Here is a 23,195-nt window from a genome sequence, read left to right as displayed (position 1 = left end):
GGGGAGGGAGAGGATGCGCAACGCTGTAGGGTGCGTGATCTCACGCACCATTCCCCGCCGATGAGGGCCCGCCGATGACGGCCCGCCGTATCCGCATTAGGGGGCAGGTGCAGGGCGTCGGCTTCCGGCCTTTCGTCTGGCAACTCGCCCAGCGCTTCGGCCTGACGGGCGAGGTGCGCAACGATGCCGAAGGGGTGCTGATCCTCGCCGCCGGGCCCGATCTCGACGCGTTCGAGGCGGCCCTACTGGCCGAGGCCCCGCCGCTCTCTCGCATCGACGCGCTGGAAAGCGAGGCCACGACGCTCGACGCCACCGCCTTCATCATCGCCGCCTCGGGTGCCAAGGGCGCCGAGACCCGCGTCACTCCCGATGCCGCCACCTGTGCGGCCTGCGCCGATGAAATCCGCGCGCCCGGGCGGCGGCAGGGCTACGCCTTCACCAATTGCACGCATTGCGGCCCGCGCTTCACCATCCTGACCGGTCTGCCCTATGACCGCGCACAGACGACGATGGCGCCCTTCACGCTATGCGCCGAGTGTCGCGCGGAATACGAGAACCCCGCCGACCGCCGCTTCCACGCCCAGCCGGTCGCCTGTCCGGCCTGCGGCCCCCGGCTATGGATCGAACCCGAAGCGCCTGATCCGATTGCCGAAGCCGCGCGCCGTCTGCTTGCGGGCGACATTCTTGCCGTCAAAGGGCTGGGCGGTTTCCATCTGGCCTGCGACGCAACCAATCCTCGCGCCATCGACACCCTGCGCCAGCGCAAGCACCGCCCGGCCAAGCCTTTCGCGCTGATGGCCCCGCTCTCCCTGATCCGCCGCCACGCGGCGCTCAGCCCCGGGGCGGAGGCCCTGCTCACCGATCCCGCGGCGCCCATCGTGCTGTTGCCCGCGCGCGGAACGCTGCCCGACAGCCTCGCCCCCGGGCAGTCGACGCTCGGTTGGATGCTGCCCTACACGCCGCTTCACCACTTGCTGCTCGACGCCGTGCAGCGCCCCTTGGTGATGACCTCGGGCAACCTGTCGGGTGAGCCGCAGGTCATCGACAATGACGAGGCGCGCGCGAAACTCGGCCCCTTCGCCGACGCTTTCGTGATGCATGACCGCGCCATCGCCCGGCGTCTCGATGACAGCGTCGAGCGCGCCGATCCGCCGATGATCCTGCGCCGCGCGCGGGGACGGGTGCCCGGCACGCTGCCCTTGCCCGATGGCTTCGCGGATCGTCAGGTCGTGGCCTATGGCGGGCAGATGAAAGCGGCGATCTGTCTCGTGAAGAACCGGCAGGCGCTTCTGGGCCACCATCTGGGCGAGCTGGACGAGGCCCTCACCTGGCAGGCCTTCCTGCAGGCCGACGCGGATTACGCAGCGCTTTTCGACCATGCGCCCGAGGCCGTCGCGACCGACCTTCACCCCGACTACCGCGCCACGCGCCACGGCACGGAACGCGCCCGCCGCGACGGCCTGCGCGGGATCCCGGTCCAGCATCACCACGCCCATCTCGCCGCCTGTCTGGGGGAAAACCTCTGGCCCCGCGACGGCGGCGCGGTGGCGGGGATCATCCTCGACGGGACCGGGCTGGGCAGTGACGGTACGCTCTGGGGCGGAGAGATCCTCCTGGGCGATTACGACGGTTTCCAACGTCACGCCCACCTGACGCCGGGGCCGCTGATCGGCGGCGACCGGGCCGCGCGCGAACCGTGGCGCAACGCGCTGGTGCGGCTCGACGCGGCGGGGCAGGGCCCGCGTGCCGAACGGCTCTTTCCCGACGCGCCGCTGGCCATGGCCCGGATGGCCGCCGAGCGGGGACTCAACGCGCCCCTGTCCTCCAGCGCCGGGCGGCTCTTCGACGCCGTGGCGGCGATCCTTGGCCTTTGCCCGCAGGCGCAAAGCTATGAAGGCGAGGCGGCGATGCGGCTCGAAGCGCTGGCGTCCGCCGCGCAGGATGACGGTCATCCGGGCTATCCCTTCGGCCCCGGCCTGGACGCGGTCCCGCTGATCACCGCGCTTTGCGACGATCTCGACGCTTCGACGCCCGCGCCGCAGATCGCGCGGCGCTTCCATCGTGGCCTTGCCCGCGCCTTTGCCGCGCAGGCCACGGCGCTTGTGGAAGGCGGACAGGCGCGCGCCGTCGCGCTGTCGGGCGGATGCTACCAGAACCCCCTGTTGCTGGCCGAAACGCGGGCCGCGATCCCCTCGGCGATCCCCGTCCTGACGCAGCGGATCACGCCCGCCAATGATGGCGGGCTGGCGCTGGGACAGGCGCTGATCGCGCTGGCCGCGCTGGAAAGCGGGTGATCACCGCGCAACCGGGCTGGGTGGGAAGCTTCCGTTCGCAGCCGCAGAAACTGATCCGACGCTGCGTTTAGTGCTCTGATCTGAAAAGACAATCGTGATGCCGCGCAGCCGTGTCGCTTTTTCGGGCGAATACCGCGGCATACCGTCATCTTGGGACGCAGAGGGTGCGGGCCCGACTCCCGCACGGGTTTCCAGCGACGGGAGGGACGGACCTTGAGCCAGATCGAAACCTTTTATGAGGTCATGCGCAAACAGGGGATCACCCGGCGCAGCTTCATGAAATACTGCTCGCTGACGGCGGCGGCTTTGGGCCTTGGCCCCGCATTCGTGCCGCGCATCGCCAAGGCGATGGAGGAAATGCCCCGCACGCCCGTGATCTGGGTGCACGGGCTCGAATGCACCTGCTGCTCGGAGAGCTTCATCCGCTCGGCCCATCCGCTGGCCGGCGACGTGGTGCTGTCGATGATCTCGCTCGATTACGACGATACGCTGATGGCCGCCGCCGGGCATCAGGCCGAGGAAGCGATGCGCGACACGATCGAGCGCTACCGCGGCAACTACATCCTGGCCGTCGAGGGCAACCCGCCGCTGAACGAAGACGGCATGTACTGCATCGTCGGCGGCAAGCCCTTCGTCGATCAGCTGCGCGAGGCGGCGGAACACGCCAAGGCGATCATCTCGTGGGGGGCGTGCGCGTCCTATGGCTGCGTGCAGGCCGCGCATCCCAACCCGACCCGCGCCGTCCCGGTTCATCAGGTCATCACCGACAAGCCGATCATCCGTGTTCCGGGCTGCCCGCCCATCGCCGAAGTGATGACCGGCGTCATCACCTACATGCTGACCTTCGACCGCCTGCCCGAGCTGGACCGCCAGGGCCGCCCGGCGATGTTCTACGGCCAGCGCATCCACGACAAATGCTACCGCCGTCCGCATTTCGACGCGGGCCAGTTCGTTGAGGCCTGGGACGATGAGAACGCGCGCCGGGGCTATTGCCTGTACAAGATGGGCTGCAAGGGGCCGACCACCTACAACGCCTGCTCGACCGTGCGCTGGAACGAGGGTGTCTCGTTCCCCATCCAGTCGGGCCATGGCTGCATCGGCTGTTCGGAAGACGGCTTCTGGGATCAGGGCAGCTTCTATGACCGCGTGACCGACCTGACGCAATTCGGGGTCGAGGCCAATGCCGACCAGATCGGCGGCGTGGCGGCCGGGGCCGTGGCGGGCGGCATCGCGCTTCATACGGCGATCACCGCCCTGCGCTCGGCGCAGAAAAAGGTTCAGGACCGCCCCACAGCTGAGAAAGAGGAGGCGTAAGCCATGGTCATCCAGACCCCCAACGGCTTCGAGCTGGACAATTCCGGCCGCCGCATCGTCGTCGATCCCGTGACGCGGATCGAGGGGCACATGCGCTGCGAGGTCAATGTCGACGAGAACGGCGTCATTCGCAACGCGGTCTCCACAGGCACGATGTGGCGCGGGCTCGAGGTCATCCTGCGCGGCCGCGACCCGCGCGACGCCTGGGCCTTTACCGAGCGGATCTGCGGTGTCTGCACCGGCACCCACGCACTGACGAGCGTGCGCGCGGTCGAGGATGCGCTGGGGATCACCATCCCCGACAATGCCAACTCGATCCGCAACATGATGCAGCTGAACCTGCAGATCCACGATCACGTCGTGCATTTCTACCACCTGCATGCGCTCGACTGGGTCAACCCGATCAACGCGCTGAACGCCGATCCGCGCGCCACGTCGGAACTGCAGCAGATGGTGTCGCCCTCGCATCCGATGTCCTCGCCGGGCTATTTCCGCGACGTGCAGTCGCGCCTGCGCGGTTTCGTGGAATCGGGGCAGCTGGGTCTGTTCAAGAACGGCTACTGGGACAATCCCGCCTATAAACTGCCGCCCGAAGCCGACCTGATGGCGACGGTCCATTACCTTGAAGCGCTGGATCTGCAAAAGGAAATCGTCAAGGTCCACACGATCTTCGGCGGCAAGAACCCGCATCCCAACTGGCTGGTCGGTGGTGTGCCGTGCCCGATCAACGTCCATTCCACGGGCGCGGTCGGGGCGATCAATATGGAGCGGCTGAACCTCGTCTCGTCGATCATCCAGAAGTGCCAGGACTTCGTGAACAACGTCTATATCCCGGACGTCGTGGCGATCGGCGGCTTCTACAAGGACTGGCTCTATGGCGGCGGTCTGTCGTCGCAGGCCTGTCTGGCCTATGGCGACATCCCCGAGCATCCGAACAATTTCGATGCCAGCCAGCTTTACCTGCCGCGCGGCGCGATCATCGACGGCGACCTGACCCGCGTGCACGATGTCGACCCGCGCGATCCCGAGCAGATCCAGGAATTCGTGGACCATTCGTGGTACGAATACGGCCAGCCGGGGCAGGGCCTGCATCCGTGGGAGGGCGAGACAAGCCCGCGCTATGAACTGGGACCGAACGCGCGGGGCACGCGGACGAATATTGAAGCGCTGGACGAGGCCGCGAAATATTCGTGGATCAAGGCTCCGCGCTGGCGCGGTCACGCGATGGAGGTCGGGCCGCTCGCCCGCTACATCGTCGGCTATGCGCAGGGACACGAGGATATCTCGAACCAGGTGAACGGCTTCCTGCGGCGGATGGACCTGCCGGTCGAGGCGCTGTTCTCGACGCTGGGCCGCACCGCCGCGCGGGCGCTGGAATCCGAATATTGCGCGCGCCTGCAGCGGTATTTCTTCGACAAGCTGGTGGCCAATATCCGCAACGGCGACGAAAGCACCGCGAATGTGGCCAAATGGGACCCGTCCACATGGCCCTCGGAAGCGCGCGGCGTCGGCATGACCGAGGCCCCGCGCGGGGCGCTGGGCCACTGGATCAACATCAAGGATGCGAAGATCGAGAATTATCAATGCGTCGTGCCGACCACCTGGAACGGTTCCCCGCGCGATGCGCAGGGCAATATCGGCGCGTTCGAGGCCAGCCTGATGAACACGCCGATGGAGCGTCCCGACGAGCCGGTCGAGATCCTGCGCACACTGCACAGCTTCGATCCGTGCCTTGCCTGTTCGACCCATGTCATGTCGCCCGACGGTCAGGAACTGACGACCGTCAAGGTCCGCTGAGGAAGGGAAACCCATGAAACGTCTCGCACTTTCCGGCGCTCTCGCGCTTCTCGCCGCGCCCGCCATGGCGCATACCGGCCACGGGGCCGAGGGGCTGGCCCATGGTTTGGCTCACCCGTTTCTGGGCGCTGATCACCTGCTTGCGATGGTCGCGGTCGGGCTGTGGTCGGGTCTTGTCCTGCCGCGCCGCGTCTGGGCCGGCGCGGCGGCCTTCATGACGGCCATGATCACCGGCGCCGCGCTGGGCTTTGCCGGGGCCGCGCTGCCGATGGCCGAGGGGATGATCGCGCTGTCGGTGATCGTGTTCGGCCTGCTCGTGGTGATGGCGCGGCGCGGGCAACCGCGCGCGCTGACCGCCGTCTCGCTCGCTGCCATCGCCGCCTTCGGCACCGCGCATGGCTATGCCCATGCGGTCGAGGCCACGGGCAGCGCCGCTGCCTATGTCGCGGGGTTCCTGATTGCCAGCGCGGTGCTGCACGCTTCGGGCATCCTTGCCGCGCGCGCGCTGGTTACCGGGCGGCTGGCACAGATCCTTGCGGGCGGCGCGGTTGTGGCCGCCGGCGCGCTTCTGGTCGCGGGGTGAGGCCATGACCGACGCCACCCCCTATGGCAGCCGCGATCCCGCCGCCGGGCTGGAAGCGGCGCGCCTGACGGGCGACGCGACCGAGAGCGACCTCGCCTCGGTCCGCCGCCGGACCTCGGTCTATGTCTACGAGGCGCCCGTCCGGCTCTGGCACTGGATCAACGCCCTTTGCATCCTCGTGCTGATTGCGACGGGTTATCTGATCGGCAGGCCGCTGCCCTCGATGCAGATCGCCGAGGCCACGCATCAATTCGTTTTCGGCTATATCCGCTTCGCGCATTTCACCGCCGCGATGATCCTGACCGTGGGCTTCTTCGCGCGGATCTACTGGGCCTTCGTGGGCAACCATCACGCGCGGCAGATGTTCTACCTGCCCATCCATCGCAAGGTCTGGTGGCGCGAGGTCTGGCACGAAATCCGCTGGTACGCCTTTCTCGAGCGGACGCCGAAGAAATATGTGGGTCATAACCCGCTGGCACAGATCGCGATGTTTTTCTTCATGACGCTGGGGCTGAGCTTCATGATCCTCACGGGCTTCGCGCTTTATGCCGAGGGCGTGGGGCAGGGCGGCATCCTCGATGCGATCTTCGGGCCGCTGCGCGAATGGATCGGCAACAGCCAGATCCTGCATCAGCTGCACCGGCTGGGCATGTGGGCGATCGTCGTGTTCATGCTGGTGCATATCTACGCGGCCATCCGCGAGGATATCATGTCGCGCCAATCCATGGTGTCGACGATGATCTCGGGTCACCGCACTTTCAAGGACGACCGCGCCGATTGAGGGCTGCGGCTTGCGCCAAACGGAAACGGGCCCGCGTCACAGCGGGTCCGTTTCGCGTTTCAGCATCCCATCCGTCCGGCGAACCACGCCGCCAGCCCGGCATTGTTGCGCGGGCGCCTGTCTGGCCGCTTCGTGCGCGGCACGGGATGGGTGAAATTGGCCGCGATCAGTGGTTCTTCGAGAGGGGCGCTTTCCAGCTTTGCGATTGTCATCCTGGGTCTCCTGTGGGGTCCCTTTGGCAACAAAACGCATGGGCGACTCGCTGGGTTCCGATTTTTGACCGGTCATCGGGCGCGGTGCCCCCCGGGTTCGGCGAAGCTTTGCCTATTGCGCGGCAACGCTCGAATGCCGGTGGATCATCACCCAGTCGCCCGCGCCGTCGCGGCGGTAGACCTCGGTCACCTGAAGCCGCACGGGCACCATATGGCCGGAATTGACGATCACTTCGGTGCCGGTGCGATAGCCCAGCTCGCCCGTGAACGCTTCTTCCGAGACTTCAAATATCGGGACTTCAGGCGCTTGGGCCACACGCGGGGCTGGCCGCGCCGGAAGATCGCCGGGACCCGCAGAGGGCAGGGCCGCCCCGATTTCGAATCCATCGCGCATGGCGAAACTCCTTGTTCGGATACACACGCCCAACGCGTTTGGCGCCCCGGTGGTTCCTTGTTGCGGGCGCGGGTGTCCGGCGGTTGGAGAAAAGGCGCCGACGGAACGCCAGGCAGGCCTCGTCACGCACTGTCTGTCGCGCCTGCAAAGTGCCGAACCACAGTGGGCGTCAGCGCGGCCATCGAGGGAGTTGCGGGGTGGTAAGTGATCTACCATAGGGCGGGAAAAAAGGAAGGAAGCTATTCACATTGATAGACCGCGAAAAGCAGAGAAACACACAAAACGTTGGAAAATCAGGTCTCTAAATCCTGAATCCGTACGGTGCAAAAATCGCTGACCCAAGCCTGCGAAAGCTCTATTGTCAGTCGGGCCAGCCAGCGGAAACCCGAGAGCCGCTGCGCCAGCGAGGGAGGAAGTCATGCAACACCGTGCGCTCGTACTGGGCATCGGCAATGTCCTTTGGGCCGATGAAGGCTTCGGCGTCCGCTGCGTCGAGCATCTGGCCGATACGCTGGAATTCGACGCACCCGTGACCATTCTCGACGGCGGAACGCAGGGGCTCTATCTGCTGCCCTTCCTTGAAGACCACGATCTGATGGTCGTGTTCGACGCGGTGGATTACGGGCTGGAACCCGGCACGATGAAGGTGGTCGAGGGCGATGACGTCCCCACGTTCATGGGCGCCAAGAAGATGAGCCTGCACCAGACCGGCTTTCAGGATGTCCTAGCCACCGCCCGGCTGATGGATTGTCACCCCGATCAGATCGTCCTGATCGGCTGCCAGCCCGAAGAGCTGGAGGATTACGGCGGCGGGCTGCGCGCCCCGGTGGCCGCGCGGATCCCCGAAGCCGTGGCCATCGCCGCCGACTGGCTGGCCGCGCGTGGCATAACCGCGCGTCCAGGACGCACGCTTACCAACGATCTGGCCGACAGCGCCATCCGTCAGCGCGCCTACGAGGATGGCCGCCCCTCGGAAAAGGAGGCCTGCCGCATCGGGGATGCGCGCTTCCTGCCTGGCGACCTGCAGCAGGCGGACTGAGCCATGTGCGTCGGCATCCCGCTGCAACTGACCAAAGTCGTGGGCACCAACGCGCTGGCGCATGACGGCAGTCAGATCGACCTGTCGCTGGTCGGCCCGCAGCCCGAAGGCACCTGGGTGCTGGGCTTTCTGGGCACCGCCCGCGCGGTCATCGACGCCGAAGAGGCGCATCTCATCGCCAAGGCCCTGGACGGTCTGCGCGACGTGATGACGGGCGGCGACGGGGGCGATGCGTTCGCCGATATCGACGCGCGCGGCCCGCAATTGCCCCCCCATCTGCAGGCCGCGCTGGACGCGGGCCGCATCACCGGCTGAGGAGAAAACATGGGACATCCCCTGATCGACCGCCTGACGACCGAGTTCGGATGGCCGCGCATCGCCACCGAAGACGGCTTTCGCGCCTTCGTATCTGCCCCCGGCGCGCATGTCCTGTTCGTCCCGGGCGATGCCGCGCGCAATCTGGAAACGCCCGACGTGGCGGTGATCCTGCCCGAACTGAAAGCGGCCTTTCAACACGCCTTCGACTGCGCCGTGGTCGATGATGCGATGGAGAAAGCGATCCGCGAGGAAACCAAGGTGTTCAAGACCCCCTCGCTGATCCTGTACCGCGACGGGCGCTTTCTGGGCGGCATCCCCAAGGTGCGCGACTGGTCCGATTACGTCGCCCGCCTCTCGCATTACCTCGCTTCGTCCGACACGACCGAAACCGCCTGAGGAGCCCCGCGATGGTCTCGAATTTCCACCTGCCGCCCGCAGGCTTCGGCCCCGGCTCGCAGCCCGATCCCGCCGATGGCGAGGACCTGACCTATATGGACATGCCCACCGGCATGAACACGTATTCACCCCGCATCCCCGAGATCGAGGATCCGGCGGCGCTGGCCCCGGCGCTGGCGATCCTTGACCGGGTCGCCGATGCCGCCGAGCGGGTGTCGCGCACCGGGCGACCCGAAAGCTTCGATCTGGCGGGCCTCGATGCCGCCAACCTGCATCTGGTGGCCGAGGTCCTGCGCGAGGGCGAAGTCTCGATGAAGATCCGTGGCCTGCCGGCTTTGCGGGTGCAGGAGGGGGTTTTCGCCGGCATCTGGCGCGTCCGGGGCGCGGGCGAGGACCGGATCGAGGTCGGGCCCGTCCCCGCCATCGCCGTTCACCGCGCCTTCGAGCCGCTGCGCCCGCGCCGCGATCCCGAACCGGGGCAGGGCGTGGTCAACGCCCCGCCGATCTGGTCCGAACTGGCCGACAAGAGCGCGGGTTTTGACGGGACGCTGCATGTCGTCAACCTGACGCTTCTGCCGCATACCGAATCCGACCTTGCCTGGCTTGATGCCAAGATGGGCGAAGGCTCGGCCGACATCCTGTCGCGCGGCTATGGCAATTGCCGCATCCGGGCCACCGCCCTTGCCCATGTCTGGCGCGTGCAGTTCTACAATTCGCAGGATCAGCTGATCCTCGATACATTCGAAGTGACCGACATGCCCGAAGTCGTGCTCGCCGCGCCCGAGGACCTGTCCGACAGTGCGAAACGGTTGCGCGACGTGCTGGGGGCAGTGCGATGAGCGGTTTCGAGGGCTCGTATGGCGGCCATGCCGCGCGGATCTCGGATCAGGCGGTGATGGAATGCAAGATCTGCTGGTCGGTCTATGATCCCGCGATTGGCGACCCTACCCGTCAGATTGACCCGGGCACGCCTTTTACCCTGTTGCCCGACGACTGGTCCTGCCCGACCTGCTCGGCCGAGCCGCATCAGTTCATGGTGCTGCGCGACCCGGGCGCCGAGGCGCATCTGCAGGCCCAGCGGATCAAGGCCGCGACCGGGCGGCTCGAGGCCGATTTCACCGAGGTCTGGCACGCCAAGATGCGCGACGTGCCGTTGGTCAACAAGGCGCTCAAGGTGCAGGCCGTGGGCTTTCGCGCACATGAGGGGCAGTTCCTTGGCGTGCTGATCTCGCCCTGGTTCATGAACCTGATCCTGCTGCCCGACACACAGGACTGGTCGGCGCTGGTCACGGGCGAGAAAGAGGTCGTCGATTTCCCCTCGGGCGCCTATGAATTCATCCACAACACGCGCGAGATGACCGGCGGCTACAAGGCCTGTTCGCTGTTCTCGCCGATGGGCGATTTCACCCGTCAGCAGGACGCGGTCGACGTGGCGCATGCCGTCATGCAGGCGATCTTCGACCCCGCCAACCGGGCCGAGACCGACCGCCGCGCCGATATCCGCGCCCGGCGCGAGGCGCAGATCGCCGCCGAGACCGCGCCGGACGAGGCGGACGAGACCGCCGAACCCGCCGCGCCCACCCGCCGCGCATTGATCACGGCGGGTCTCGGCGCCGATCTGCAGCCCGGACCCTGAGCCGATGATGCCCGCCGCCCGTCCCACAGCACCCCTGCGCGCCCGGATCGCCCCGCAATTGCCGGTGGCCTCGTTCCTGGTGGGGCAGCCGGTGGCACGGGTGGCGATGCTTCTGCCCCGGCTCTTCAACCTGTGTCAGGCGGCGCAGGCACAGGCGCTGGCGGTGGCGCTGGGGACCGGCGCGGCCCCGGATTGCTGCGCCGAGATCCGGCGCGATCACCTGCTCAAGCTCTTCGTGACATGGCCCGGGCATCTGGGTCTCGGCGCGCGCGCGCTGCCGAAGGACTGGGCGCAGGACGCGGACAGCGTGCGTTTGTCGCTCTTCGGCGCGCGGCAAATCCCCGCCGCGCCTGCCGATTTCGACGCCTTCTTGGCCTCCGGCCGGGGCGTCGCGCCGGTTCTGCGCGCCATCGAAAGCCGTTTTGCCCCGCACGAAGCCGCCAGCGCGCGCCTGCCCTTCGTCACGCCCGGCACGCTCTGGAGCAGGGCGCCGGTCGAGAACTCCATCGCCATGCGCCACGCCGACTCGCCAATCGTCGCGGGGATTGAGACGCGATGCGGGCGCGGTCCCCTCTGGCGGGCGGTCGCGCGGCTTCTCGATCTGGTCGCGGTGCTCGACCGCGCATTGCCCCCGGCGCTCAGCCCCGAGCCGGGCCTCGCCATCGTGCCCGCGACACGCGGCGCCTATGGATTGCGGCTCGTGGTCCGCGACGGCCACGTGGCCGTCTGTGACAGGGTCACGCCCAGCGACAGCCTGCTGGCCCCCGGCGGCGTGCTCGATCAGTCTCTCGCCAGCCTCGACGCTGCGCGTGCCGGTCTCGGACCGCTTCTGCTTGATATTCTCGATCCCTGCGTGCTGGTCACGCTCGATCCGGTGACACCAGAGACCATCCCGGATCGCAGTGCACCCTCACCTGCAAAGGCTCCGGGCCCCTCAGGGACTCGCCGCAGCCATTCTTCCGCCATCGCGCCAGAGACCGCGCCATCCGAGCAGCCCGGCAGCGCCGGCGTCACCAGCTCCGGCGCTGCTGCTGCTGGCAACCCCGATCCCACCCGGTCCGCCGCAGCCGCCGCCCCTGACGTCACTCTCCGCCGCAGCCCGGTCGGTTCCGTTGCCGTCGCCCGGTCAGATCTGGCCGCCGGCCCCGCCATCGTGGCCAGGCCTCTCGCCTCTTCTGGCGTCGTCGCCACTGCAAGGACCGAACACGACACGGCGCCCGGAAATTCGCTCGGACCCGAGGCGTCCATCCCCGCCGTGCCGGACCCTCAACTCGCCCACGACGCCGGTTCCCTGCGGCAGTCCCGCCGGGCATCGCCCGATGGCACCCCCGTTGGCCGTCTCGGAGCCGCCCGCGCTGCGCGATGCGGGCCGTGCAAGGCCCCCGCCGTCACGGAGACGGATCATGCATGAAATGTCGCTGGTCGAGGGCATGCGCCAGATCATCGAGCGCGCCACGGCGGATCCCGGCATCGCGCAGGTCACGCGCGTCCGGGTCGAGATCGGCCGTTTCGCCGGGGTCGAGACGGCGGCGCTCACCTTCGCCTGGGACGTGGTGATGCGTGGATCGAAGGCCGAGGGTGCGGTGCTGGAAATCATCGATTTGCCCGGCAGCGCGCTGTGTTACGACTGCGGCAAGATTGCCCGGATCGACTCCCGTCTCGATCCATGCCCGCATTGCGGCAGCGGCAAGGTGATGCCCGAGCAGGGCGATGAAATGCGGATCAAGGATATGGAGGTGATCTGATGTGCAGCGTTTGCGGATGCAGCGACGTGGTGACGGCGGATGGCCGCCCGGTGGGTCACGCGCACGGGCATGACCATGATCATGACCACGGGCATGATCATCACCACCATCATGGCCACGATCACGATCACCATCACGGCCACCATCACGCGCACGGCCACGATCATGCGCACACCCACCATCATGCTCACGATCACCACCACCACCATGGGGCGCCGCATTCTCACGATCACGCCAATGCCGGATTCCCGACGGATCATGTCCATGGAGATCATAAGCATGGACACAATCCCCATGGGGATCATCTCCATGAACACGATCACACCCGCCCCGATGCGCAGGGCGACGCGCATTACGGCAACGGCGCAGCCGGTGTCTCGGTCCCCGGGATGACCCAGGCGCGGCTGATCGAGGTGGAAACCGCGATCCTGTCGAAAAACGACAGCTACGCCGAGGGCAACCGCCGGGTGCTGAACGCGCTCGAAGTCTTCACGGTCAACCTCGTCTCGTCGCCCGGATCGGGCAAGACGACGCTTCTGTGCGAAACGATCCGGCGGCTTGGCGATGTCCCGCTCGCGGTGATCGAGGGCGACCAGCAGACCGCCAACGATGCCGAGCGTATCCGCGCCACCGGCGCCCGCGCGGTGCAGATCAATACCGGAAAGGGCTGCCATCTGGACGCGCATATGGTGGGCCACGCGCTGGACCGTCTGCGGCTGCGGCAGGGCTCGTTCCTGTTCATCGAGAATGTCGGCAACCTGGTCTGTCCCGCCGCCTTCGACCTGGGCGAGGATTGCAAGGTGGCGATCCTCTCGGTCACCGAGGGCGAAGACAAACCCTTGAAATACCCCGATATGTTCACAGCCTCCCGGCTCGCCATCCTGAACAAGACGGACCTTGCGCCGCATTGCGACGTCGATCTGGATCTCTATGCCGCCAATCTGAAACGCGTGAATCCCGATATCGAGATCATCGCGCTCAGCGCCCGGACCGGCGAGGGCATGGACCGCTGGATCGACTGGCTGCAGGCGCGCCGCGACGCCAAGAGGGCGGTCTGATGGCCAAGTCGCTTCCGACCGTGCTTGTCGTCGATGACGAGCCGCATTCGGTAGCCGCCATGCGCATGGCGCTCGAGGACGATTTCACCGTGCTCGAAGCGCAGGATGCCGATCAGGCCTGGGCGCTGATGGAGGATAACTGGGTCCATGTCGTGGTCAGCGACCAGCGGATGCCGGGGCGCACCGGGATCGAGCTGTTGACCGCGATCCGCGATCGCTGGCCCGAAACCGTGCGCCTGATCGTCACCGGCTATACCGAAACCAACGACATGATCGAGGCGATCAACAAGGCCGGCATTTACCAGTTCATCACGAAACCCTGGCATCCTGATCAGCTTCTGATGGCAGTGCGCAACGCGGCGCGGTTGTTCGAGCTGAACCGCGAACACGAACGCATGACGCTCGAGATGCGCTATCTCGGTTCGACCGCCTCGGCGCGGCTCGAAGAGCGGCGGCGCGTGCTGCAGGCGGGGCTGGGCTTCGACAAGCTCCTGCGCAGCCCCAGCTCCGGCCTCAACGCCACAATCGCGCTGGCCCGCCATTTCGCCGCTTTTGACGTCCCCGTCCTGATCACGGGCGAGGCGGGCACCGGCAAGACCGACCTCGCGCGGGCGATGCATTACGGTTCTCTGCGCGGCGACCGGCCGTTCTTCGAGCTCAATTGCACCGGCCTGCCCGACGAGGTGCTCCTGACCGAACTGTTCGGTCTGAAACGGGGCGCCGCGCAGGGGGTGACGCAGACAAAGATCGGCCTGCTGCAGAAAGCCGATCGCGGGACGCTCTTTCTGAACGGGGTCGACAGCCTCAGCCCGGCGCTGCAGATCGCGCTTCTGCGCGTGGTGACCGAGGGCGCGTTCCAGCCCGTCGGCGCGCGCGAGACGCTGTCCTCGGGCGCGCGGATCATCGTCGGGGCGCATCGCGACCTGATGGATCTGGTCGCCGACGGGCTGTTTCGCGCCGATCTGTATTACGCGCTGGCGGTAACCACGCTGCAGGTTCCGCCGCTGCGCGCGCGCCAGGGCGACATCGCGCTGATGGCCGAGCGCTACTTGCTCGACCTGGCCGCCGAACACGGCAAGGCTGCGCGGGGTTTTACGCAAGCGGCCCTTGATTTTCTCGAAAATTACGACTGGCCCGGCAATCTGCCCGAACTCAGGAACGAGGTCACGCGGATGCTGATCCTCGCCCAGAACGTGACCATCGGCCCCGAGATCATCTCGCGCCATATCCTGATGTCCGCGCCCGGCGAGGACAGCGCCGACCGCACCGCCACGCTGGTGGGTAACCTTGAAGGCACGCTCAAGGAACGGGTCGAGGTGATGGAAATGCGCATCCTGCGAGAGACGCTCACGCGGCTCAAATGGAACAAGAGCCGCGCCGCCGCCGAGCTGGGTCTCAGCCGCGTCGGGTTGCGCTCGAAACTGGACCGCTACGGCATTGAGCCGCATGCGATGAGCGAGGAGGATTAACCATGTGCCTGGGAATTCCCGGCCAGATCGTGGCCATCACCGACCCGGCGCGCCAGATGGCGATGGCGGATGTCTCGGGCGTGCGGCGCGAGGTCTCGCTGGCGCCGGTGGCCGACCGGCCGCTCGAGGCGCTGGTGGGCGAATGGGTGCTCATCCATGTGGGCTTTGCGATGGCGGTGATCGACGCGCAGGAAGCCGCCGACACGCTGGAGGCCCTGCGCGGGCTGGGCGAGGCGCAGGAAACCCTGGACGCGATGGCGGAGGGTGCGAAAGCGCTGGAGGAACAATGAGATACGTCGAAGAGTTCCGCGATCCGAAAGCCGCGAAAGCGTTGCTTTCCGCCATCGGCCGCGTCGCCGACCAGATCGGCGCAAAGAAGGCACGACCCGTGCATATCATGGAGGTCTGCGGCGGCCACACGCATGCGATCTTCCGGTACGGGCTGGACAAGCTGGTGCATGAGGGGATCGAGTTCATCCACGGCCCCGGCTGTCCGGTCTGCGTGCTGCCGATGTCGCGAGTCGACGATTGCGTCACCATCGCCGAGCGCGAGGGCGTGATCTTTACCACGTTCGGCGACGCGATGCGGGTGCCCGGCACGCGCAAATCGCTCTTGCAGGCCAAGGCCGACGGCGCCGATATCCGCATGGTCTATTCGCCGCTCGACGCGCTGGAACTGGCCCGGCGCAATCCGGAGCGCGAGGTCGTGTTCTTCGGCCTGGGTTTCGAGACGACAACTCCGTCGACCGCGTTGTCGATCCAGCAGGCTGCGCGCGAGGTGCTGACGAATTTCAGCGTATTCTGCAACCATATCACCGTGCCCGAGCCTATCAGGGCGCTGCTGGACGATCCGCATATGGTGCTCGACGGGTTCGTCGGGCCGGGCCATGTGTCCATGGTGATTGGTGTCCATGCTTACGATTTCATCGCGCGCGATTACGGCAAGCCGATCGTCGTCGCCGGCTTCGAGCCGATCGACCTGTTGCAATCGGTGCTGATGGTGCTGGAACAGATCCGCGACGGACGGGCCGAGGTGGAAAACCAGTATGCCCGCGTCGTGCCCGAGCACGGCAACCCCGTCAGCCTTGCCGCCATCGCCGATGTCTATGAACGCCGCCCGCGTTTCGCCTGGCGCGGGCTTGGAGAGATCGACGCCTCGGGCCTGCGGATCCGCGAGAAGTATCTCGCTTTCGACGCCGAAGAGAAATTCGGCATCGGTTACGCCGCCTCGCCCGATGACGAGCCCGAGGGCTGTGCCTGTTCGGCGGTGATGACAGGGCGCATCAAGCCGACCGCCTGCCCGCAATTCGGTCTGGGCTGCAAGCCCGAGACGCCGCTCGGTGCGCTCATGGTCTCGTCCGAAGGGGCTTGCGCGGCCTATTGGACCTATGGGGGCGCGCGGGTGCTGCCACGGGTGACGCCGGAGGTCGCGGCGCAATGAAGGATACAGTCATGACCCTGCGCGAAGAGCGCGTCACGCTCGCCCATGGCGGGGGCGGCAAGGCGATGCGCGAGTTGATCGAGAGCGTTTTCCTCAGCGTCTTCGCCCCCCCGGGCATGGAGGATCAGGCCCGCCTGACCGAGGCGGCGCTTCAGGAACCCGGCGCGCGGCTGGCCTTTACCACCGACAGTTTCGTCGTCACCCCGGTCGAGTTTCCCGGCGGCGATATCGGCAAGCTCGCCGTCTGCGGCACGGTGAACGACCTTGCCGTGGGTGGCGCAAGGCCGCTCTGGCTGTCGGCCAGTTTCATCATCGAAGAGGGCTGCGAGATCGCCCTGCTGCGCCGGCTCGTCGCCTCGATGGCGGCCGAGGCAGCGGTGGCGGGCGTGCGCATCGTCACCGGCGACACCAAGGTCGTCAATCGCGGCGCCTGCGATCAGGTCTATATCACCACCTCGGGGATCGGTGTGATCGCGCCGGGGCGTGACCTTGATGCGCGGCGGATCCGGCCCGGCGATGTGGCCCTTGTGAACGGTGTGCTGGGCGACCACGGCGCCACGATCCTGGCCGCGCGCGGCGACATGATGCTTTCGGCGGATCTGCAATCCGATTGCCAGTCGCTGGGCGCATTGATGGAAGCCGTGCTTCGGGCTGCCCCCGATACGCGGTGCGCGCGCGACGCGACGCGCGGCGGACTGGCCTCGACCCTCAACGAGCTGGCCGAGGCAGCGGGCGTGTCGGTCGAGCTCGACGAAACCGCGCTGCCGCTGCGCCCCGAGGTGAAAGGCATGTGCGAGATCCTGGGCCTCGACCCGCTTTACCTTGCCAACGAGGGCACGCTCGTCACCTTCGTCCCCGCCGATCAGGCCGAGGCCGCGCTCGCCGCAATGCGCGCGACCAAGGCCGGGCAGGGCGCCTGCATCATCGGTCGCGCGACCGAAGCGGGGGCGGTCCCCGTCACCCTGCGCACGGCGTTTGGCGGCAGCCGGATCGTCGACATGCTGGTGGGCGAACAGCTGCCGCGGATCTGCTGAACGGGGACAAGACGGGGGCTGCGGGCGCGCGGCCTCTCCGTCTGTAGCCAGCCCCGCGCGCCGCCGAAGGCGGCGCGCCCGGTCGCGCAAGACCTGCATGCCAGCGGCATGCCGGGCGAGGGCGAAACCTGCGCCGGATCGGCTAATACAGCGCTCCCGGGCGTATCAGACCACAGGTATATTAACACCGGGTTAGCGTCAGCCCTCGCGGACCTCGTATTCCCTTGCGATCCCTGCCGTCGCCTGGCCCCAGGCGCTGGCCCCGGTCCGCGCCTGATGCGCCTCGAAAGCCGCGCGGTCGGTGAAACGCTCGGTCACGTCCCAGGTCATCGCACCCGCATGGCTGACCTCGAATTCCAGGCAGCCGGGCTCGGCCAGTGTCAGCCGCACGTGCTCGGGCAGGTATTCCCGCACGATGGCCGCCTGCGCCTCGGTGGCGCAGATCAGTTTCCCCGTCAGACGAATGCTCATCACCCTCTCCCCGTCATCGTTCCGTCACCGAACCGTGACGCGGCCGTGACGAAAGCGACGTAAGCCCGCGCGGACCAGGTAACAAGTCGTCAATCGGAGCTCCCCATGTCCGCCCGCCTGCTTTCCACCAGCGCGCTTGCGCTGATCTGCGCCACGCCCGCCATCGCGCAAGACGCGCATTTCAACCGCATCGCCTCGTTCCCCGTCGCGCAGAACCTGCCCGGGGCCGAGGAAACCTCGTCCGAGATCATCGCCGCTACCGAAGACGGGATGACGCTGGTCTATACCGACAGCCCGGCGGGCGCGGTCGGCTTCATCGACATCACCGATCCCGCCACCCCCGCGCCGCTCGGCGCGCTGACGCTCGAGGGCGAGCCGACCTCGGTCGCGATCGCCGGGGCGAGCGCTTTCGTGGCCGTCAATCGCTCGGCGGATTACGTCGAGACCGCCGGGGCGCTTCTGACGCTCGACGTGGCGACCCGCAGCGTCACCGAAAGCTGCGATCTGGGCGGCCAGCCCGATTCCATCGCCATCGCCCCGGATCAGAGCTTCCTTGCCGTCGCCATCGAGAACGAACGCGACGAGGACCTGAACGAGGGCGCGCTGCCGCAGATGCCGGCGGGCTTCGTGGCGATCCTGCCGATGACCGAGGGTGCAATCGATTGCGCCGGGATGATCCGCGCCGATGTCACGGGCCTGGCCGACATCGCGTCCGACGATCCCGAGCCCGAATTCGTCGCCATCAATGCCGAGGGCGAGATCGCGCTCACGCTTCAGGAAAACAACCATATCGTCATCCTCGACCGCGCCGGCACCGTGCTGAGCCACTTCTCAGCGGGTGAGGCGACGGCCGAGGGCGTCGACACGGCCAGGGACGGCCAGCTGGTCTTCGATCAGACCGTCACCCGCCTGCGCGAGCCCGACGCGATCACCTGGCTCGACGCGGACCATGTCGCCATCGCCAATGAAGGCGACTGGAACGGCGGCAGCCGCACCTGGTCGATCTTCGCGCAGGACGGCACGCTGGTCCATGACAGCGGCGCCTCGCTGGAACATGCGATCGTCGAGATCGGCCATTATCCCGAAGGCCGGTCGGGCAAGAAGGGGACCGAGCTGGAATCCATCGTCGCCGCCACCTTCGACGGCACGCCGATGCTGTTCGTGGGCTCCGAGCGCGGCTCTGTGATCGGCGTCTATGACGCGACCGATCCGTCGGCGCCTGTCCTGCGCCAGCTTCTGCCCTCGGGCATCGGGCCGGAAGGGTTGCTGCCGATCCCGTCGCGCGGGCTTTTCGTCACCGCGAACGAGACCGATCTGGGCGCCGATGGTGCCGCGCGCTCGCATGTGATTATCTACGAATGGCAGGACGCGCCCGCCGCCTATCCGCAGCTCACCTCGGCGGGAATGGAGGCGCTGACCGGCTGGGGCGCGATCTCGGGGCTCGTCGCGGGCGAGGACGGGATGCTCTATGCCGTGAACGATTCGGCCTATGGCGCGCAGCCGACGATCTTCGTGATCGACCCGTCGCAGCAGCCCGCCCGCATCATCCGCGCGATTCGCGTCGCCCGCGATGGCGCGCCCGCCGCGCAGATGGATATGGAGGGCATCACGCTGGACGGGCAGGGCGGTTTCTGGATCGCCAATGAGGGCCGCACCGACCGCGACATCCCGCATGCGCTTTACCATGTCGACGCGTCAGGCGCGATCACCGAAGAGGTGACGTTGCCCGAGGCCCTGCTGTCGCAAGAACGCCGCTTCGGCTTCGAGGGCGTAACGATGGTTGACGGCACGCTGTGGATGGCCGTGCAGCGCGAATGGGCCGACGATCCCGAGGGGATGGTGAAGCTGGTCGCCTATACGCCCGCCACCGGCGAATGGGGCGCGGTGCATTACCCGCTGGCCGCGCATGAGCGGGGCTGGGTCGGCCTGTCCGAGATCACGGCGCATGACGGCTATCTGTATCTGGTCGAGCGCGACAACCAGCTGGGCGATCTCGCCTCGGTGAAGCAGATCACCCGCGTGGCGCTGGCCGATCTGCAGCCCGCACCGCTGGGGGGCGATCTGCCGGTGGTGACGCCGGAAGTCGTCATCGACCTGCTGCCGTATCTGACCGCGACGGGGGGCTATGTGCTGGACAAGGTCGAAAGCCTTGCCATCACGCAGGACGGCACGATGTGGATCGCCACCGACAATGACGGCGTTGATGACCATTCGGGCGAGACGATGTTCTTCAGCCTGCCGCCGATGTAAGCGCTACGTCCGGCGCCTGTCGCATCCCGGAAGCCCCCGCCACGGCGGGGGCTTCCTGCGTTTCGGGTGGGGCACGCGCGATGGTGGCGCAGCCGGAATCGCCCGGCCCGGCGGCGTCGCGTCTCATGTCGCTGAAGCCGAAGCGGATCGCGTAGCGCTTCAGATCCAGCCCGTCGATCATCCGTGCGCCCGAGACGGTAGCGGGATGAAAATCGGGCGCGATGATCAGGCCGCGCGGCCGGGCGCCGGTTTCGGCTTCGATATCGGCCATGTAGCCCGCGATCTGGCCCAGCACCTCGCGCCTTGCGCAGACGGCTTTCAGTTCGATCACCACCAGCCCGCCCGCCGCGTCGCGGGCCAGTATGTCGATCCGGCCCGAGGGGACGATTTTCTCGCCCCCTTCATCCACCGCTTCCAGCCCCGGCTCCAGATCGCCCAGCGCGTCACGCAGCGCGCGCTGCAGATCGGATTCCATCGACAGAATCCGTCCGGGCGGTTCGCCTGGTTCATCGGAAGCGTCCGGTGCCATGCGGCGCAGCGTGGCATGCGCGGCTTCGCTTTCCATATCCTGCCGGAAACGCTGATATTTCGCGACCGCGCTTTTGTAGGACGCCAGGTTGTTGCGCAGATCGCCGGTGATTTCCAACCGCGAGGGATTGGGCCGGCCCCGGCGCGCATCCTCGCTGGAATAGCTCAGCGTGTCGATCAGCGCGGCGAGTTCGTCTTCGTCGTAAAGCGCGTCGAGATCGCCATAGGCGGCTTCGACGCGCCGCAGCTCGGACAGCTTTGTGCGAAAGGTGCTGTCCGTGGGCACCGCGTCGCGCAGCCAGTCCGGGTAGTCCAGATGCATGGGGCCATCCTCTCCGTGCGGACAGGATGGCCCCGATTTGTTGCCAAAGGGTTAACGACCCCTTGGCGTCATTCCATTTCGATCGTGCCCGGCGGTTTCGAGGTGATGTCATAGAACACGCGGTTGATGCCCTGCACCTCGTTGATGATCCGGGTCGAGGTTTCGCCGAGGAAATCATGCGTGAACGGATAGTAATCCGCTGTCATCCCGTCGACCGAGGTCACGGCGCGCAAGGCCAGCGCGTAATCGTAGGTCCGCCCGTCGCCCATCACGCCGACCGTGCGCACGGGCAGGATCGCGGCGAAGGCCTGCCAGATCTCGTCATAGAGGCCGTGCTTGCGGATCTGGTCGATATAGATCGCATCCGCCTTGCGCAGGATCTCGAGCTTGTCGCGCGTGATCTCGCCGGGGCAGCGGATCGCCAGGCCCGGTCCCGGGAAGGGGTGGCGGCCGATGAAGGACGCGGGCAGGCCCAGCTCTGTCCCCAGCGCGCGGACCTCGTCCTTGAACAGTTCGCGCAGCGGCTCGACCAGCTTCAGGCCCATCTTCTCGGGCAGGCCGCCGACATTATGGTGCGACTTGATCGTGACCGAAGGGCCGCCGGAAAAGCTGACCGATTCAATGACATCGGGGTAAAGCGTGCCCTGCGCGAGGAATTCGGCGCCCTCGATCTGGTCGGCGTATTTCTGGAACACGTCGATGAACAGCTTGCCGATCGTCTTGCGCTTGACCTCGGGGTCGGTGACCCCTTCGAGCGCGCCGAGAAAGAGCTCGCTCTCATCGGCGTGGATCAGGTTCAGGTTGTAGTTCTCGCGGAACATCTGCACGACCTGCTCGGCCTCGCCCAGCCGCAGCAGGCCGTGATCGACGAAGACGCAGGTCAGCTGATCGCCGATCGCCTCGTGCAGCAGGATGCCCGTCACCGAGCTGTCCACGCCGCCCGACAGCGCGCAGATCACCTTCTTGTCGCCCACCTGCGCGCGGATCTTGGCGATCATCTCTTCGCGATAGGCGCCCATCGTCCAGTCGCCGGTGAACCCCGCGAGACGCACGAAATTCTCGTAGAGCGTGGCGCCGTTCGGGGTGTGATGCACCTCGGGGTGGAACTGCACGGCGTAGAAGCGACGCTCCAGATCGGCGGTCATGGCGAAGGGCGCGCCGGTCGAGGTGCCGTAGACCTCGAAACCCGGGGCCAGTTTGGCGACGTGGTCGCCGTGGCTCATCCAGACCTGTTCGCGGCCCGTCGGGTCCATGAACCAGCCATTGAACAGATCGGTCTTCAGCTCGGTCGGCTTCACCCAGGCGCGGCCGAATTCGGCGGTGTGGCTTTGTCCCGCTTCAACCACGCCGCCCAGGTCCTGCATCATCACCTGCTGACCGTAGCAGATGCCCAGGATCGGCACGCCGAGGCTGTAGGCGGATTGCGGCGGGCGGGGAGAGCCCTCGCGCGTCACGCTGTCCGGGCCGCCCGAGAAGATGATCGCCTTCGGGGCGAAATCCTGCAGGAAGGCGTCGGTGACGTTCTGATAGGGATGGATCTCGCAATAGACGTTCAGCTCGCGCAGGCGGCGCGCGATCAGCTGCGTCACCTGAGAGCCGAAATCGATGATGAGAAGCCGGTCGTGACGGGTGGGAGAATTGTGCTCGGTCATGCCGTCGCGTAGCGTGGGTTGACAAAAATCACAAGAGGGATCGCGCAGCGCAGCACGGCTTGCCGGCGGTTCCCGCCATGGTGGCATCCGGCGCGTCGCGGGCCTATAAGCAGAGCATACGACCGTTCCCGCAACCCCGCGCGCCCGCCTTTCCTGCAGCCGGGCGCGATCCGGAGCCCGATATGAGTGACACCCAATCTTCCGTTCCCGCGACCTGGCGCATCGTGCTGGCGGCGATCCTCGATTTCCTGACGATCTTCGCGCTGGGCGGCTACGTCATCGCGCGGCTGACCGGCAACCTGACCGAAACGGGCTTTCAGCTGTCGGGCGCACCCGCCGTCGCGCTTTTCGTGCTGATCATCGCCTATTTCGTCGTGCTGGGACGGTATATGGGCGGCACGATCTGGCAGCGGATCCTGCGCGCGCGGCGTCCCCGCTGACGACCTGACGCGGAGTGTGAA

At 67.0% G+C, this 23,195-nt stretch carries 24 protein-coding genes; 19 read left to right on the top strand and 5 right to left on the bottom strand.

The features are described from left to right. Window positions 1–74 precede the first annotated feature (74 nt). The 5 genes from hypF (at window position 75) to cybH (ending at window position 6,769) form a co-directional block, all read left to right on the top strand. Window positions 75–2,294: a carbamoyltransferase HypF gene (hypF, locus tag C4N9_RS06760; RefSeq protein WP_109532522.1), complete on the top strand. Its 2,220-nt coding sequence runs from the start codon at window positions 75–77 to the stop codon at window positions 2,292–2,294. Between the two features lie 213 nt (window positions 2,295–2,507). Further along, window positions 2,508–3,608 carry a hydrogenase small subunit gene (locus C4N9_RS06755; protein WP_109532521.1) on the top strand — a complete coding sequence of 367 codons (1,101 nt, stop codon included), beginning with the start codon at window positions 2,508–2,510 and terminating at the stop codon, window positions 3,606–3,608. A gap of 3 nt (window positions 3,609–3,611) precedes the next feature. Next, window positions 3,612–5,405 carry a nickel-dependent hydrogenase large subunit gene (locus C4N9_RS06750; RefSeq protein WP_109532520.1) on the top strand — a complete coding sequence of 598 codons (1,794 nt, stop codon included), beginning with the start codon at window positions 3,612–3,614 and terminating at the stop codon, window positions 5,403–5,405. 13 nt (window positions 5,406–5,418) lie between these two features. After that, the gene (locus tag C4N9_RS06745) at window positions 5,419–5,988 is read left to right on the top strand and encodes a HupE/UreJ family protein (protein WP_109532519.1); all 570 of its coding nucleotides are present in this window, start codon (window positions 5,419–5,421) and stop codon (window positions 5,986–5,988) included. Window positions 5,989–5,992: 4 nt separating this feature from the next. Further along, complete coding sequence (gene cybH, locus C4N9_RS06740) at window positions 5,993–6,769, top strand: Ni/Fe-hydrogenase, b-type cytochrome subunit (RefSeq protein WP_109532581.1); 777 nt, start codon at window positions 5,993–5,995, stop codon at window positions 6,767–6,769. Between the two features lie 59 nt (window positions 6,770–6,828). Here cybH and C4N9_RS21825 read toward each other — a convergent pair whose 3' ends face one another. Then, entirely contained in the window at window positions 6,829–6,981 is a 153-nt protein-coding gene (locus tag C4N9_RS21825; RefSeq protein WP_168192140.1) for a hypothetical protein, read from the bottom strand. A 112-nt stretch (window positions 6,982–7,093) separates the two neighbouring features. Beyond that, window positions 7,094–7,375: a Cif family virulence factor gene (locus tag C4N9_RS06735; RefSeq protein WP_109532518.1), complete on the bottom strand. Its 282-nt coding sequence runs from the start codon at window positions 7,373–7,375 to the stop codon at window positions 7,094–7,096. A 418-nt stretch (window positions 7,376–7,793) separates the two neighbouring features. Between C4N9_RS06735 and C4N9_RS06730 the strand changes: the two genes are divergently transcribed. The 12 genes from C4N9_RS06730 to hypE are packed head-to-tail and all read left to right on the top strand — an operon-like array spanning window position 7,794 to window position 17,511. Then, a complete protein-coding gene (locus C4N9_RS06730) occupies window positions 7,794–8,414 on the top strand; it encodes a HyaD/HybD family hydrogenase maturation endopeptidase (protein ID WP_109532517.1) in 621 nt (206 codons plus the stop codon). A gap of 3 nt (window positions 8,415–8,417) precedes the next feature. Further along, window positions 8,418–8,729, top strand: coding sequence for a HypC/HybG/HupF family hydrogenase formation chaperone (gene hypC, locus C4N9_RS06725; RefSeq protein WP_109532516.1), 312 nt, complete (start codon window positions 8,418–8,420; stop codon window positions 8,727–8,729). Between the two features lie 9 nt (window positions 8,730–8,738). Beyond that, the gene (locus tag C4N9_RS06720) at window positions 8,739–9,128 is read left to right on the top strand and encodes a thioredoxin domain-containing protein (RefSeq protein ID WP_109532515.1); all 390 of its coding nucleotides are present in this window, start codon (window positions 8,739–8,741) and stop codon (window positions 9,126–9,128) included. 11 nt (window positions 9,129–9,139) lie between these two features. Then, window positions 9,140–9,967, top strand: coding sequence for a hydrogenase expression/formation protein (locus tag C4N9_RS06715; protein WP_109532514.1), 828 nt, complete (start codon window positions 9,140–9,142; stop codon window positions 9,965–9,967). Beyond that, window positions 9,964–10,764, top strand: coding sequence for a [NiFe]-hydrogenase assembly chaperone HybE (hybE, locus tag C4N9_RS06710; protein ID WP_109532513.1), 801 nt, complete (start codon window positions 9,964–9,966; stop codon window positions 10,762–10,764). Before C4N9_RS06715 ends, hybE begins: the two co-directional genes overlap by 4 nt. Before the next feature lie 7 nt (window positions 10,765–10,771). Further along, window positions 10,772–12,175, top strand: coding sequence for a hypothetical protein (locus C4N9_RS21820; RefSeq protein ID WP_168192139.1), 1,404 nt, complete (start codon window positions 10,772–10,774; stop codon window positions 12,173–12,175). Continuing rightward, complete coding sequence (hypA, locus tag C4N9_RS06700; protein ID WP_109532512.1) at window positions 12,168–12,509, top strand: hydrogenase maturation nickel metallochaperone HypA; 342 nt, start codon at window positions 12,168–12,170, stop codon at window positions 12,507–12,509. The genes C4N9_RS21820 and hypA overlap by 8 nt, the downstream gene beginning before the upstream one ends. Further along, a complete protein-coding gene (hypB, locus tag C4N9_RS22230; protein WP_109532511.1) occupies window positions 12,509–13,567 on the top strand; it encodes a hydrogenase nickel incorporation protein HypB in 1,059 nt (352 codons plus the stop codon). The genes hypA and hypB overlap by 1 nt, the downstream gene beginning before the upstream one ends. After that, window positions 13,567–15,036 carry a sigma-54-dependent transcriptional regulator gene (locus C4N9_RS06690; protein WP_109532510.1) on the top strand — a complete coding sequence of 490 codons (1,470 nt, stop codon included), beginning with the start codon at window positions 13,567–13,569 and terminating at the stop codon, window positions 15,034–15,036. Before hypB ends, C4N9_RS06690 begins: the two co-directional genes overlap by 1 nt. Before the next feature lie 2 nt (window positions 15,037–15,038). Beyond that, window positions 15,039–15,326: a HypC/HybG/HupF family hydrogenase formation chaperone gene (locus C4N9_RS06685; RefSeq protein ID WP_109532509.1), complete on the top strand. Its 288-nt coding sequence runs from the start codon at window positions 15,039–15,041 to the stop codon at window positions 15,324–15,326. Beyond that, on the top strand, window positions 15,323–16,477 hold the full coding sequence (gene hypD / locus C4N9_RS06680; RefSeq protein WP_109532508.1) for a hydrogenase formation protein HypD: 1,155 nt from the start codon (window positions 15,323–15,325) through the stop codon (window positions 16,475–16,477). The genes C4N9_RS06685 and hypD overlap by 4 nt, the downstream gene beginning before the upstream one ends. Before the next feature lie 11 nt (window positions 16,478–16,488). Then, the gene (gene hypE, locus C4N9_RS06675; RefSeq protein WP_109532507.1) at window positions 16,489–17,511 is read left to right on the top strand and encodes a hydrogenase expression/formation protein HypE; all 1,023 of its coding nucleotides are present in this window, start codon (window positions 16,489–16,491) and stop codon (window positions 17,509–17,511) included. 198 nt (window positions 17,512–17,709) lie between these two features. Here the strand turns inward: hypE and C4N9_RS06670 are convergent, their stop codons facing one another. After that, window positions 17,710–17,982, bottom strand: coding sequence for a putative quinol monooxygenase (locus tag C4N9_RS06670; RefSeq protein WP_109532506.1), 273 nt, complete (start codon window positions 17,980–17,982; stop codon window positions 17,710–17,712). Between the two features lie 105 nt (window positions 17,983–18,087). Between C4N9_RS06670 and C4N9_RS06665 the strand changes: the two genes are divergently transcribed. Continuing rightward, the gene (locus C4N9_RS06665; RefSeq protein WP_109532505.1) at window positions 18,088–20,232 is read left to right on the top strand and encodes an esterase-like activity of phytase family protein; all 2,145 of its coding nucleotides are present in this window, start codon (window positions 18,088–18,090) and stop codon (window positions 20,230–20,232) included. On the opposite strand, the gene C4N9_RS06660 is transcribed toward C4N9_RS06665, so the two are convergent. Next, window positions 20,213–21,082 carry an endonuclease NucS domain-containing protein gene (locus C4N9_RS06660; protein WP_109532504.1) on the bottom strand — a complete coding sequence of 290 codons (870 nt, stop codon included), beginning with the start codon at window positions 21,080–21,082 and terminating at the stop codon, window positions 20,213–20,215. The genes C4N9_RS06665 and C4N9_RS06660 overlap by 20 nt on opposite strands. A gap of 68 nt (window positions 21,083–21,150) precedes the next feature. Beyond that, on the bottom strand, window positions 21,151–22,734 hold the full coding sequence (gene guaA / locus C4N9_RS06655; RefSeq protein ID WP_109532503.1) for a glutamine-hydrolyzing GMP synthase: 1,584 nt from the start codon (window positions 22,732–22,734) through the stop codon (window positions 21,151–21,153). Window positions 22,735–22,916: 182 nt separating this feature from the next. Between guaA and C4N9_RS06650 the strand changes: the two genes are divergently transcribed. Continuing rightward, a complete protein-coding gene (locus C4N9_RS06650; RefSeq protein WP_109532502.1) occupies window positions 22,917–23,174 on the top strand; it encodes a hypothetical protein in 258 nt (85 codons plus the stop codon). Window positions 23,175–23,195: the final 21 nt, after the last annotated feature.

The sequence above is a fragment of the Pararhodobacter marinus genome (assembly GCF_003122215.1).
GTDB classification, from domain to species: domain Bacteria; phylum Pseudomonadota; class Alphaproteobacteria; order Rhodobacterales; family Rhodobacteraceae; genus Pararhodobacter; species Pararhodobacter marinus.
Note: the sequence above shows the minus strand (reverse complement) of the source record. Positions and strands in the feature narration are given on the sequence as shown.

Bases quoted from the DNA above. Each gene is read 5' to 3' on its own strand.
- hypF (WP_109532522.1), top strand. From the start codon at position 75: ATGACGGCCCGCCGTATCCGCATTAGGGGGCAGGTGCAGGGCGTCGGC.
- C4N9_RS06750 (WP_109532520.1), top strand. From the start codon at position 3,612: ATGGTCATCCAGACCCCCAACGGCTTCGAGCTGGACAATTCCGGCCGC.
- C4N9_RS06745 (WP_109532519.1), top strand. From the start codon at position 5,419: ATGAAACGTCTCGCACTTTCCGGCGCTCTCGCGCTTCTCGCCGCGCCC.
- cybH (WP_109532581.1), top strand. From the start codon at position 5,993: ATGACCGACGCCACCCCCTATGGCAGCCGCGATCCCGCCGCCGGGCTG.
- C4N9_RS21825 (WP_168192140.1), bottom strand. From the start codon at position 6,981: ATGACAATCGCAAAGCTGGAAAGCGCCCCTCTCGAAGAACCACTGATC.
- C4N9_RS06735 (WP_109532518.1), bottom strand. From the start codon at position 7,375: ATGCGCGATGGATTCGAAATCGGGGCGGCCCTGCCCTCTGCGGGTCCC.
- C4N9_RS06730 (WP_109532517.1), top strand. From the start codon at position 7,794: ATGCAACACCGTGCGCTCGTACTGGGCATCGGCAATGTCCTTTGGGCC.
- hypC (WP_109532516.1), top strand. From the start codon at position 8,418: ATGTGCGTCGGCATCCCGCTGCAACTGACCAAAGTCGTGGGCACCAAC.
- C4N9_RS06720 (WP_109532515.1), top strand. From the start codon at position 8,739: ATGGGACATCCCCTGATCGACCGCCTGACGACCGAGTTCGGATGGCCG.
- C4N9_RS06715 (WP_109532514.1), top strand. From the start codon at position 9,140: ATGGTCTCGAATTTCCACCTGCCGCCCGCAGGCTTCGGCCCCGGCTCG.
- hybE (WP_109532513.1), top strand. From the start codon at position 9,964: ATGAGCGGTTTCGAGGGCTCGTATGGCGGCCATGCCGCGCGGATCTCG.
- C4N9_RS21820 (WP_168192139.1), top strand. From the start codon at position 10,772: ATGCCCGCCGCCCGTCCCACAGCACCCCTGCGCGCCCGGATCGCCCCG.
- hypA (WP_109532512.1), top strand. From the start codon at position 12,168: ATGCATGAAATGTCGCTGGTCGAGGGCATGCGCCAGATCATCGAGCGC.
- hypB (WP_109532511.1), top strand. From the start codon at position 12,509: ATGTGCAGCGTTTGCGGATGCAGCGACGTGGTGACGGCGGATGGCCGC.
- C4N9_RS06690 (WP_109532510.1), top strand. From the start codon at position 13,567: ATGGCCAAGTCGCTTCCGACCGTGCTTGTCGTCGATGACGAGCCGCAT.
- C4N9_RS06685 (WP_109532509.1), top strand. From the start codon at position 15,039: ATGTGCCTGGGAATTCCCGGCCAGATCGTGGCCATCACCGACCCGGCG.
- hypD (WP_109532508.1), top strand. From the start codon at position 15,323: ATGAGATACGTCGAAGAGTTCCGCGATCCGAAAGCCGCGAAAGCGTTG.
- hypE (WP_109532507.1), top strand. From the start codon at position 16,489: ATGACCCTGCGCGAAGAGCGCGTCACGCTCGCCCATGGCGGGGGCGGC.
- C4N9_RS06670 (WP_109532506.1), bottom strand. From the start codon at position 17,982: ATGAGCATTCGTCTGACGGGGAAACTGATCTGCGCCACCGAGGCGCAG.
- C4N9_RS06665 (WP_109532505.1), top strand. From the start codon at position 18,088: ATGTCCGCCCGCCTGCTTTCCACCAGCGCGCTTGCGCTGATCTGCGCC.
- C4N9_RS06660 (WP_109532504.1), bottom strand. From the start codon at position 21,082: ATGCATCTGGACTACCCGGACTGGCTGCGCGACGCGGTGCCCACGGAC.
- guaA (WP_109532503.1), bottom strand. From the start codon at position 22,734: ATGACCGAGCACAATTCTCCCACCCGTCACGACCGGCTTCTCATCATC.
- C4N9_RS06650 (WP_109532502.1), top strand. From the start codon at position 22,917: ATGAGTGACACCCAATCTTCCGTTCCCGCGACCTGGCGCATCGTGCTG.